The organism is Rhodococcus sp. NPDC056960, from assembly GCF_042674125.1.
Taxonomy (GTDB): Bacteria; Actinomycetota; Actinomycetes; order Mycobacteriales; family Mycobacteriaceae; genus Rhodococcus_F.
In genome coordinates, this window is sequence record NZ_JBHURF010000012.1 from 46847 (window position 1) to 58276 (window position 11430).

The 11430-nt window shown below is 70.0% G+C and carries 9 protein-coding genes; 2 read left to right on the forward strand and 7 right to left on the reverse strand.

Translation table 11 applies throughout. From position 1 onward, the window contains the following. Positions 1–21 precede the first annotated feature (21 nt). The 4 genes from purH to ACFTWF_RS20115 all read right to left on the reverse strand — a co-directional run bounded on the left by purH (position 22) and on the right by ACFTWF_RS20115 (position 5104). Positions 22–1578: a bifunctional phosphoribosylaminoimidazolecarboxamide formyltransferase/IMP cyclohydrolase gene (gene purH, locus ACFTWF_RS20100; protein WP_378462938.1), complete on the reverse strand. Its 1557-nt coding sequence runs from the start codon at positions 1576–1578 to the stop codon at positions 22–24. Next, positions 1571–2251 carry a phosphoribosylglycinamide formyltransferase gene (purN, locus tag ACFTWF_RS20105; RefSeq protein ID WP_378462939.1) on the reverse strand — a complete coding sequence of 227 codons (681 nt, stop codon included), beginning with the start codon at positions 2249–2251 and terminating at the stop codon, positions 1571–1573. The genes purH and purN overlap by 8 nt, the downstream gene beginning before the upstream one ends. 69 nt (positions 2252–2320) lie before the next feature. Beyond that, positions 2321–3895: a DUF6350 family protein gene (locus ACFTWF_RS20110; protein WP_378463109.1), complete on the reverse strand. Its 1575-nt coding sequence runs from the start codon at positions 3893–3895 to the stop codon at positions 2321–2323. A 111-nt stretch (positions 3896–4006) separates the two neighbouring features. Next, complete coding sequence (locus ACFTWF_RS20115) at positions 4007–5104, reverse strand: DUF5336 domain-containing protein (RefSeq protein WP_378462940.1); 1098 nt, start codon at positions 5102–5104, stop codon at positions 4007–4009. Between the two features lie 126 nt (positions 5105–5230). Here ACFTWF_RS20115 and ACFTWF_RS20120 point away from each other — a divergent pair, with 126 nt between their 5' ends. After that, entirely contained in the window at positions 5231–5857 is a 627-nt protein-coding gene (locus ACFTWF_RS20120) for an IMPACT family protein (RefSeq protein WP_378462941.1), read from the forward strand. A 60-nt stretch (positions 5858–5917) separates the two neighbouring features. Here the strand turns inward: ACFTWF_RS20120 and sucD are convergent, their stop codons facing one another. The 3 genes from sucD to ACFTWF_RS20135 form a co-directional block, all read right to left on the reverse strand. Continuing rightward, positions 5918–6820, reverse strand: coding sequence for a succinate--CoA ligase subunit alpha (sucD, locus tag ACFTWF_RS20125; RefSeq protein WP_185728286.1), 903 nt, complete (start codon positions 6818–6820; stop codon positions 5918–5920). Positions 6821–6835: 15 nt separating this feature from the next. Then, positions 6836–8005, reverse strand: coding sequence for an ADP-forming succinate--CoA ligase subunit beta (gene sucC / locus ACFTWF_RS20130; protein ID WP_072937326.1), 1170 nt, complete (start codon positions 8003–8005; stop codon positions 6836–6838). Positions 8006–8174: 169 nt separating this feature from the next. Continuing rightward, entirely contained in the window at positions 8175–10127 is a 1953-nt protein-coding gene (locus ACFTWF_RS20135) for a hypothetical protein (protein ID WP_378462942.1), read from the reverse strand. A 232-nt stretch (positions 10128–10359) separates the two neighbouring features. Between ACFTWF_RS20135 and ACFTWF_RS20140 the strand changes: the two genes are divergently transcribed. After that, a complete protein-coding gene (locus ACFTWF_RS20140) occupies positions 10360–11421 on the forward strand; it encodes a M23 family metallopeptidase (protein ID WP_378462943.1) in 1062 nt (353 codons plus the stop codon). The last annotated feature ends 9 nt before the right edge of the window (positions 11422–11430 follow it).

Below are 11430 nucleotides of genomic sequence, written 5' to 3' on the forward strand. Positions count from 1 at the left end.
CCGTTCGTGCGGTACCGAGTTCTAGTGCGCGAAGTGCCGCGCGCCCGTCAGGTACATGGTGATCCCGGCCTCCTTGGCCGCATCGATCACCTCGTTGTCGCGGACGGAACCACCCGGCTGCACGACGGCCTTGACGCCGGCGTTGGCGAGCACCTGCAGTCCGTCGGGGAACGGGAAGAACGCGTCCGACGCGCCCACCGACCCGACCACCCGGTCACCGGCACGCTGCACCGCGAGGTGCGCGGAGTCGACGCGGTTGACCTGGCCCATGCCGACGCCCACCGACGCACCGTCGGCAGCGAGCAGGATGGCGTTGGATTTGACGGAACGGCACGCCCGCCACGCGAACTCGAGATCCTTCAGGGTCTGCTCGTCGGCGGCGTCGCCGACGGCCAGGGTCCAGTTGGCCGGGTCGTCGCCCTCGGCGTCGAGCACGTCCCGTTCCTGGAGAAGCGCCCCACCGGACACGGGACGCAGTTCGATCCCCGTCGCGGTGGGAGCCTCGGCGAGGAGGACGCGAACGTTCTTCTTGCGCTGCAGCACACCGAGCGCACCGTCTGCGTAGGACGGGGCGATGATCACCTCGGTGAAGATTTCGGCGACCTGCTCCGCCATCTCCACGGTGATCTCGCGGTTCGCGGCGATCACTCCGCCGTACGCGCTGACCGGGTCGCAGGCGTGGGCCTTGCGGTGCGCCTCCGCGATGTCGGATCCGACCGCGATGCCGCACGGGTTCGCGTGCTTGATGATCGCGACGGCCGGCTCGCTGAAGTCGAACGCCGCACGCCAGGCCGCGTCGCCGTCGGTGTAGTTGTTGTACGACATTTCCTTGCCGTGCAGCTGCTGCGCCTGGGCCAGACCCGCCGGGGCGGCGGGGTTCACGTACAGCGCGGCGGCCTGGTGCGGGTTCTCGCCGTACCGCAGGACGGCCGACCGATCCCAGGTGGCGCCTGCCCACTCGGGGAACTGCGAGTCACCGGGTTCGACGAGAGTGGACGTCATCCAGCTGGCGACCGCGACGTCGTACGACGCGGTGTGCTGGAACGCCTGCGCGGCGAGGGCGGTGCGCTCGGGCAGCGTGAAACCGCCGCCGGTGACCGCGGTGAGCACGTCGTCGTAGCGGGCGGGATCCACCACCACGGCCACCGACGGGTGGTTCTTCGCGGCGGCGCGCACCATGGACGGACCGCCGATGTCGATCTGCTCGACACACTCGTCGGGGGTCGCACCCGAGGCAACCGTCTGCGTGAATGGGTACAGGTTCACGACCACGAGCTGGAACGCCTCGATGCCGAGTTCCTCGAGCTGCGCGAGGTGCTCCGGCTTCCGGGTGTCCGCGAGGACGCCGGCGTGCACCCGCGGATGCAGGGTCTTGACCCGGCCCTCGAGGCATTCGGGGAAGCCGGTCAGCGCCTCGACGGGGGTGACCGGGATGCCGGCGTCGGCGATCTTCGCTGCCGTCGATCCTGTCGACACGAGCTCGACGCCTGCCTTGTGCAGGCCCGTAGCCAGTTCGACCAGACCGGTCTTGTCGTAGACGCTGACGAGCGCTCGGCGTACTGCCTTGCGTTCACTCACTGGGGATCACGGCCTTTCGTCCATCGGAAACAACTCCACGGGTGGCGACAGCGGCGATGACATCCGCCAACAACCGTCGCTCCACAGTCTTGATGCGCTCGTGCAGGGTCGACTCGTCGTCGCCGTCGAGCACCGGTACGGGTTCCTGCGCCAGGATCGGGCCGGTGTCCACACCCGCGTCCACGAGGTGGACGGTCGAACCCGACACCTTCACGCCGTACGCCAGCGCGTCGGGGACCGCGTGCGCGCCGGGAAAGGCGGGCAGCAACGCCGGATGCGTGTTGATGATGCGACCGCCGAAGCGGTCCAGGAAGGCGGGCCCGAGGATCTTCATGAACCCAGCGGACACGACGAGCGACGGCTGGTGCGCCGCCACGGCCTCGGTCAGGGCGACATCCCAGGCGGCGCGGTCGGCGTAGTCGCGGAGCCCGATCCGGAAATGGGTGATGCCTGCGGATTCGGCGTGCCGGATGGCGTCACAGTCGCGGTCGACGCCCACGGCGACGATCTCGGCGGGATACCCGTCGGCGTGACTTGCCTCGATCAGCGATCTCAGGAGAGTTCCCGCGCCGGATGCGAGTACGACGATCCGCGCGGGCTCGGACGTCACCGGCGAACCGGTCGTGGGCCTCAGGTGGTCACGCGGGGAAGTCAGCGCTCTACTCCTGAACAATCGAAAGGCCGGGTTGGATCGAAAGACGGGCGAAAACGGGGGCGGTCGCATCGTGGACCGACCAAGAGCCTAGTCGCTGGGGGTTGCGGGCCTTCGGGGCAGGTCTGATTCGGGCGACTCGCCGGCGTCGGCGGGACTGTCCGGCTCCTCCGTCGGCGCGTCTTCCTCGACCTCCGCGTCCACCACGACCTCCGCTTCGACGCCGGCGTCCTGCGGTGCGACGGGCGTTGCCGGCGCTGCGGTGTCGTCGACGAGCTCGGCCTCGATCACCCGACTCGGTGAGGCACCGGCGGGCGCCTCCGGCTCCTCGGCGGCCGGGGCGGCGATCGCCGGGACCTCCTCCGCGCCGGGGAGATGCGGCTCCTCGTCTTCCGCGTCGTCCTCGACCTCGTCCTCGGCGCCCCTGCTCCGGATCCAGGCCACGATCACGGCCGTCACCGCGCCGGCGAGCCCGAGCCACGCGAACGTGACCAGCCCGAACGCCCACCAGTTCAGCTCGACCGCCCCGAAGGCGCCGAGCCGGCCGCCGGACACGAAACCGAGCACCGCCGTCACGACTCCGGCACCCGCCGCGGCGGTCAGCACGGTGAACAGGGCTTCCTGCCCGGCAACCCGGCGCCCGCAGTCGCGTCCGAGCATCACCCCGATCAGCAGCGGAATCACCAGCAGGGCAGGCCACGCGCCACCCGCCACCCCATCCGGGACGGCGCCGAGCAGCGGCAACGGCGGCAGCGAACCACCGACGTTCCCGAAGACACTGACCGAGACGTCCCCGATCTGCGCGGTCCCTCCCATCACCGCGGCCGCGGCACCCACCACGACATTCGGCAGGTACAGCACCGACAGGATCGTCAGTCCGAGCGTTCCGACGACGCCGTCGCCGCGTTCGAGCAGCAGACCGACCGTCGACCACTCCATCACCAGCGAGATCGTGACCATGAGCGCGCCGGCCCCGAGAATCGCCGCCATCGCCCGCAGTCCCGGCCGCACCGCATCCCTGACCCACGACGGAACCGCCGCACCGAGCGTCGGCCACATCGCGACCGTCACGCCTATCGCCGCTGCGAGGAGATGCACGAACAGCACCCAGCCGAACGCGGCGAGGGTGTTCGGCGACGACAACGGGATCACCGCCGACGCATCCGCGATCACGGCGAGGGCAATGGCCGTCACGACCAGCGGACCCGCCACCGCGGCACCGATCACCCGGAGGGCGTGCCGCCGCGACGACGCCGGATCCACCACCGCAGCGCATCCGCGGGCCACCGCCCACATCATGCCCGCGGTCGGGATCAGCGGAAGGACACCGAGAGTCGTGCCGTCGATGGTCACCGGCACCTGGTGGATCGCCAGCCACGACGCGGCGATGGCACCGAACGTTCCGGTGAGGTCGCTGTTCGCCACCACCAGGGTGACGACGATCAGAGCGGACAGCAGGACGACGGTGACCCCCGCCGGCCGGAACGCCACCGCGAGGAGCGCACGCGCCTCGTCGGCGTCGGGCACGGGTCGCTGACGTGGAGCGCGCCGCTCGTCGCCACGGCCCGCCCGGCGCCCGTGGACACCGTCGCCGCGCCGCTCGTCGACACCGCCCGCCCGGCGGCGCGCACCACCCTGTGCGACGCGCTGCACACGATCAACCAAAGAACTCATCCCCTCGAGAGTGGCACTCCGACGCCGCGACAGCGGTCAGGCGCGCCGCACAGAAGTGGCCTCCGACCACGCTCGGTCGGAGGCCACCCGCTGGTTGGGCCGCTACTTGTCGTCCCTGTCGGCACGCGTGTCGAATGCCTGGGTCGGCGCGCTGTGCCCCTCCGATTCGGACTTCTCCGCCGATTCCGCCGGCTGCGCCTCGGTGGACGGCTGCTCGCCGTATTCCAGCGTGCGCTCCACCGGCGAGGACTCCGGCTGCGAGCCGTACGCCGGCGCCGCATGCTGCGCGGAGCCGTAGCTCGTCCCGGCCGGATACTGCGAGCCGGGGGTTCCCGTGGTCTGCGACGGTGTCGACGGCTGCGAGGGGGTCGACTGCTGCGAGTACCCCGGGTACTGCGGCTGCTGGTATGCGGTGGTCGGGGCGTCGTACGACGTGGACCCGGCGCTCGCGCCGGCCCCGTAACCCTGCTGGGGCTGCGACGGCTGGCCGTAACCCTGACCGTAACCCTGCTGGCCCTGCGACGGCTGCCCCTGCGGAGCCTGGCCGTAACCCTGCTGGCCGTACGGCTGATTCGGCTGACCGTAGCCGGGCTGCGCCTGACCCTGCTGCTGACCGTATCCCTGCGGAGCCTGACCGTAGCCGCCCTGCGGCTGCTGCCCGTACGACTGCGGCGGAGCCTGACCGTAACCCTGCGAGGCACTCTGCCCGTACCCCTGCGGAGCCTGTCCCGGCTGACCGAAGCCCGCGGTCGCGGCGGGCCGGGGCGCAGGCTGCTTGAGCACGCCGAGGTCGAACAGCACGGCCGCGACCGCCACCGCCGACTGGATGAACCCGAGAACGAGGATCGCGATTGCGCCCCAACCGGAATCCGCGTCGACGTTGAGGTAGACGAACAACGCGAGCACCCACCCCGCGACGGACGCCGCGGCTGCCGCGCCCGCGTAGGACTGCTTCGGAAGGAGGGACACCGCGGCGAGCAGACCGCCGAGGAACAGCAGTCCGAGACCGTCCGTGTTGGCTTCGAACGAGTTCACGGACTCGCGCGCCAAGGTGGCGTACGGCGCGAACCCGAGCAGCAGGTTGAGGACACCGAGGGCGGCGACACCGATCAGAAGGAAGAAGCCCAGGCCTTTCGAATCTCCCCCTGCAGTCGGTTGCGCGGGCGGCCCGTAATTCGGCCCTCCGGGCGTGAACGTCATGACTTCTCCTAGTCGACAAGTGGTCGTCTGCGTGCGCGCTTTCGACGCTAGCCTACGGATACCCGTCGGTCACTGCCCTGCGCCGCGGCCCGCGGCGCCGTGAACAGCGCAGGAGAGAATGGTCCGGTGCCGTTCACCCTCGCTCCCCGCACCGCCGATCTCACCCTCGAGACGGAGGTGAAGCACTCACGGTTCATCGCCGCCCTGCGTCGGGTCGAGAACACGGACGCGGCGCAGGCGTTCGTCGACGATCAGCGGCGCGCGTATCCCGATGCGCGACATCACTGTTCGGCGTACATCGTCGGCAACGGACCCAGCGATCGGGTCGAGCGCGCGAGCGATGACGGCGAACCCGGTGGTACCGCGGGCATTCCGATGCTGCAGGTGCTCAAGGCCCGGGACCTCGTCGACGTCGCGGTGGTCGTGACGCGGTATTTCGGGGGAATCAAACTGGGGGCGGGCGGTTTGGTGCGCGCCTACTCGGGCGCGGTGGCCGCAGCCCTGGATGCGGCTCCGCTCGTGCGTAGAGAGCGTCGCCACCTGCACACCCTCGCGGTGGGGCACGCGGACGCGGGGCGCGTCGAGGCGGAACTGCGTGGGCGGGGCGTCGTCGTGGTGGACACGGCGTACGGGGAATCCGCGGTCCTCACGCTCGCCGCGCGGGACTCGGCGGAACTGGCCGATCTGGTCGCTGCCGTCACGTCGGGGACGGGGACACTCGATCCGGCCGGGGAGATGTGGGTCGACGCCTGAACGACCCGTGCGCCTTTCTGGTAGCGGGAGCTACCAGAAAGGCGCACGGGCCCGAAGGGCCTAAGCCTGGACGGACAGGCTCTGCAGGATCTCGCGAGCGAGCGCAGCGGTCTCGGACGGCGTCTTGCCGACCTTCACGCCGGCAGCCTCGAGGGCGTCCTTCTTGGCCTGCGCGGTGCCCGAGGAGCCGGAGACGATGGCGCCTGCGTGGCCCATGGTCTTGCCCTCGGGGGCGGTGAAGCCCGCGACGTAGCCGACAACCGGCTTCGTGACGTTGGCCTTGATGTAGTCGGCGGCACGCTCTTCGGCGTCGCCGCCGATCTCGCCGATCATCACGATGACCTTGGTCTCGGGGTCCTTCTCGAACGCCTCGATGGCGTCGATGTGGGTGGTGCCGATAACCGGGTCGCCGCCGATGCCGATGGCGGTGGAGAAGCCGAAGTCACGCAGCTCGAACATCATCTGGTAGGTCAGCGTGCCCGACTTGGAGACGAGACCGATCGGGCCGGTGCCGGCGATGTTGGCCGGGGTGATGCCGACCAGCGACTCGCCCGGGGTGATGATGCCGGGGCAGTTGGGTCCGATGATGCGGGTCTTGTTGCCCTTGGAGACGTTGTACGCCCAGGCGTACGCCGAGTCCTGCACCGGGATGCCCTCGGTGATGACCACGAGCAGCGGGATCTCCGCGTCGATGGCCTCGACGATGGCGTCCTTCGCGAAGGCCGGGGGAACGAACGCGATGGAGACGTCCGCGCCGGTCTTCTCGATGGCCTCGGCGACGGTGCCGAAGACGGGCAGCTCGACGCCGCCGTCGTGGGTCACGGTGGTGCCGGCCTTACGGGCGTTGACACCGCCGACGACCTGGGTGCCGGCCTTGAGCATCAGCGCGGTGTGCTTCGTGCCCTCGCCGCCGGTGATGCCCTGGACGATGACCTTGGAGTCCTTGGTCAGGAAGATAGCCATGTTTTTTGAGTCCCTTTACTTTGCGGCGAAGGCCAGCTCGGCAGCCTTGTCGGCAGCCTCGTCCATGGTTCCGACGACCGTGACCAGCGGGTGGGCGGCCTCGGCGAGGATACGACGACCCTCTTCGACGTTGTTGCCGTCCAGGCGGACGACCAGCGGCTTGTTGGCCTCGTCACCCAGCGTCTTCAGGGCGCCGACGATGCCGTTGGCGACCGCGTCACACGCGGTGATGCCACCGAAAACGTTCACGAACACGCTCTTGACCTGCGCGTCGTTCAGGATGACGTCCAGGCCGTTCGCCATGACCTCTGCGGAGGCGCCGCCACCGATGTCGAGGAAGTTGGCCGGCTTCACGCCACCGTGCTTCTCACCTGCGTAGGCGACGACGTCCAGGGTGGACATGACCAGGCCGGCGCCGTTACCGATGATGCCGACCTCACCGTCGAGCTTGACGTAGTTGAGGTCGTTTTCCTTGGCCTTGAGCTCGAGCGGGTCGGTGGCGTCCCTGTCCTCGAACGCCTCGTGGCCGGGCTGACGGAACGCGGCGTTCTCGTCCAGCGTGACCTTGCCGTCGAGCGCGAGGATCTCGTCACCGGGCGTGCGGACGAGCGGGTTGACCTCGACGAGGAGAGCGTCTTCGTTGATGAAGACCTCCCACAGCTTCTGGATCGTCACGGCCGCTGCGTCGAGCACCTCGGCGGGCAGCTTTCCTGCCTCGGCGATGCTGCGCGCGAACGCGAGGTCGACGCCCTTGACGGCGTCCACGGGGATCTTCGCGAGTGCGTCGGGGTTCTCCTCGGCGGTGACCTCGATCTCGACGCCACCCTCGACCGAGCACATGGCCAGGTAGGTACGGTTGGTGCGGTCGAGCAGGAAGGAGATGTAGTACTCCTCGGCGATGTCACTCGCCTCTGCGACCAGCAGCTTCTTGACGACGTGACCCTTGATGTCGAGGCCCAGGATCGCCTCGGCGTTGGCCTGCGCTGCATCGACGTCGGCGGAGTACTTGACGCCACCGGCCTTGCCGCGGCCGCCGACCTTGACCTGCGCCTTGACCATCACGGGCTTGCCGATTTCTTCGGCAATCTCGCGTGCACCGGCGACCGTGTCGGTAACACGTCCAGCCGAAGTCGGCACCTCGTGCTTGGCGAAGAGTTCCTTCGCCTGGTATTCGAAGAGATCCATCTGCTCACCGTCTCGTCTGCGTTGACACCCGCTCGAGGGGTAGGAGCGGGTCTGTTTTGGACTTTAACCAGTTGCCGGGCCCGGTCTGCGCCCGCGTGTCTGCTATGTGGTCCACATCACGCGATATCACGCACTGAGGCGGGCCTCACCGCTGCACACGGGGCGGACCTCACCGATTTCTGCGGCGTGTCGTGAGGGCCGCGGCAGCCGCAATCAACACTATGCCCACCGTTGCCGGGACGACACCGGCCCCCATTGCGGGATTGGTCACCCTCGCGGCGGTGAGCGGCCACGACAGCAGGTATACCGCCAAGGCGACGGCCGAACCGAGCAGCAGGGCGACCGCCCGGGCGGGCCGCGACCGTGAGGCGACGATCACGGCGGCGACCACCGCGATGCCCAGCAGGACGCGCCCCCACACGTCGAGGTTCCAGGGGAACTCCGCGAACGACGCGGGGGCGTACTCGTCGCCGCGCGCGTCGGTCCCGTGGAAGAGCGGCAGTCCCAGTCCGACGACTGCGGCGACCGCGCCGAGACCGCCGACGGCGAGGACCGCGATCGACGTGGACGGTTCTTCGGAGGTGTCGATCTCCTCGCGTTCCGCCGAACCGGCGAACCACGTCAGCACCCCGGTGATCCCGGCCGTGACCGCCGCGCACCACAGCAGGACGGCGCCCACTCCGGCACCGATTCCCGGCACGTCGGTGGCGAGCACCACGGACTGCGACACCGCGGCGACGGAGAACGGGATCGTCACCCACAGCACCCCGACCGCGGGTCGGACGGCGGAGGCGAATTCCGACAGCAGCAGCCACACGCAGCCGACCACGAGGACGAGCGCGGCGACGAGCACGACCCGGGTGGCGTAGACGTCGGGGCGGGCGATGCCCGCGGGGGTGTCGAGGACGGGCAGCAGCGCGCCGGCAGCGGCGAGCGCGGCGGTGACGATTCCTGCGATGCCTGCGGCGACGTGCCATCGGGCGATGCGGGCGCGCGCCGCGGCGGCTTCGGCCCGCAGCGCCGCCTTGACGACGCCCTTTGCGGACGGCGTGACGGCGCCGGCCTTCCCCGGCGCGCCCTGTGCCGGAGCGGAGGGTGACGTGGCGGCGAGCGTCTTCGCGATCCTGCCGTCGCGAGCCCGGTCGATCATCGGGAGGCACAATCCGACCAGTACGAGGACGGCGGCGGCGGCGGTCCCCCACACCGCGCCGGGCCCGGGTTGGATCCGCTCACCGCCGGCCAGACCGGCGACCAGGCGGGTGCCGACCACACCGAGCGCGCACAGTCCTGCCCCGACGAGGGCGCCGGACGCGACGGGCGGCGAGATGGACGCCAACGCGGAGGCGACGACGATCAGGACGGCCGCCGCCAGGATTCCGGCGCCGGCGGACGCGGCGAGGTCCGATTCGACGACCGTCGGGACGAGGATGACGGGATCCTCGGACACGAAGGCGGGAGCGAACAGCGCACCGACGAGCACGACGGCCGCGGCCACCGCGACTGCGGACGGCAGGAAACCCACGCGGGCGCCCGTGGCCCGCCCCACCTGTTCGGAACTGCGGGCGTCGCCGTACCCGTCCGTCAGGGACATCCGGTGCACCGTGACCATGCCGAGCAGACCGGCGACGACGATCAGGACGTGCCCGGCGAGTGCCGCGTACGCACCCGACCCGGCGGCGAGTTCGGCCGCCGTCGACGGCCGGAAGAGCTCGAGCCGATTGGCGTCGATGGCGTCGGTCCACAGCTGTGTGTCGAGCACGGCGGCGCCGACGGAGACCGCACCGGCACCGGCCAGCACCGCGCCCGCCGCCGCGGTGCGCCGGGCGATTACGGCCAGGACGGCGACGACGGGCGCGGCGACGGCGAAGACGGCGGCGCACAGTGCGGCCGAGGCGATCCCGGACGGGGCGGCCGTTCCGTCCACGGATCGGACGGCCTGCAGAACGGGCGCCGACGCCACTTCCAGACCCCCGACGAGACCCAGGACGACCGCGACGACGCATCCCCGCCGAGCGCGTGCGGGATCGGGTTCCTCCAGAACCGCCGAGCCGGTGCCGCCGGACGAGGGAATGCGTTCGGGCTCGGCTCTACGCCCGTCCGGGGATCGAGTAGATGACGCCACAGAGCGACGCTAGCGCTTTTCCACCACCTCCCCCGCGATGTGACACGCGCTCGCGGCGTGCGAGATTGAACCGAGACGAAAGGCGGGTCCGACGTTTCCCCAGCTCAGTTTGTGATGCCCGTCACATGTAGCCGTTCCTCCGCGTTACAGGTTGCGCGCATCGCAACCGTTTCGTTACCGTCGCCAAGGTCTTAGTCACAGGCAGGTCACGAGCAGGAGGACGGACGGGCGTATGCACCATCGCAGCCAGTTCACGGCCAGCCGTTTTGTGAGTCACCACGATGACGAGTTGCGGGGTCACAAGGACGAAGTCACGCCCACGTATCCCCCAAGGTCGGTCGAGCGTTCTCCCGAGACCGACAGTTCTGAGATCTCGAGCATGTTCTTCCGCAATTCGCAGTCCCCCCGCTCCACCCCCGACAGCGTCGACGCCCCCAACGGCTTCGAGACCGTCGACACCGAGTCCGAGATCCCCGGCTTCACCCCCCGCAGCGGTTCCGAGTCCTTCGAGGGCGCACCCTCCCACTCCCGCCGCGGAGCCCACCGCATCCCGACTCCCCCCTCCGCTCTCAAAGGCCGTGCCGCAGTCCTCGCTGTCGCCGCGGGCGCCGTAGTCGCCGCCGGCCAGGCCGCATTCACCAACGGATCCTCCGGCTCCTCCGATCACTCCGAGGTCGCCCTCGCCAGTGACGAGTCGAGCGCCATCGGAACCACCGCCGAGCCGCAGGCCGCGCAGTTCTCCACGGTCGCCGACACCGCCGCGGCCGACTCCAGCGCGCCGCAGGTCCTCAACATCGCGAACCCGACCGACCTGTCGCAGTTCAGCAACCTCCTCGCCAAGGGACAGCGTTTCAGCGAAGAGCGCGCCGCCCGCGAAGCCGCTGCCCGTCGTCCGCTGTTCGTCCTTCCCGCGGTCGGAACGTTCACCTCCAACTTCGGAACCCGCTGGGGCACCCTGCACGCGGGCGTCGACATCGCCGCCCCCATCGGTACCCCCATCGTGGCCGTCGCCGACGGCGAGGTCATCGACTCGGGTCCGGCGTCCGGATTCGGCATGTGGGTCCGCCTCAAGCACGCCGACGGCACCATCACCGTCTACGGCCACATCAACACCTCCACCGTCACCGTCGGCCAGAAGGTCATGGCGGGCGACCAGATCGCGACCGTCGGCAACCGCGGCTTCTCCACCGGACCGCATCTGCATTTCGAGGTTCACCTCGCAGGCGAGAACAAGATCGATCCCCTGCCCTGGCTGGCCTCCCGCGGCATCAGCCTCGGCCCCGAGATGGACTGACCGGAACTC

What these genes read in the sequence shown, in the direction of transcription:
- ACFTWF_RS20115 (WP_378462940.1), bottom strand. Translation starts at nt 5,104, where the DNA reads ATGACGTTCACGCCCGGAGGGCCGAATTACGGGCCGCCCGCGCAACCG.
- sucD (WP_185728286.1), bottom strand. Translation starts at nt 6,820, where the DNA reads ATGGCTATCTTCCTGACCAAGGACTCCAAGGTCATCGTCCAGGGCATC.
- sucC (WP_072937326.1), bottom strand. Translation starts at nt 8,005, where the DNA reads ATGGATCTCTTCGAATACCAGGCGAAGGAACTCTTCGCCAAGCACGAG.
- ACFTWF_RS20140 (WP_378462943.1), top strand. Translation starts at nt 10,360, where the DNA reads ATGCACCATCGCAGCCAGTTCACGGCCAGCCGTTTTGTGAGTCACCAC.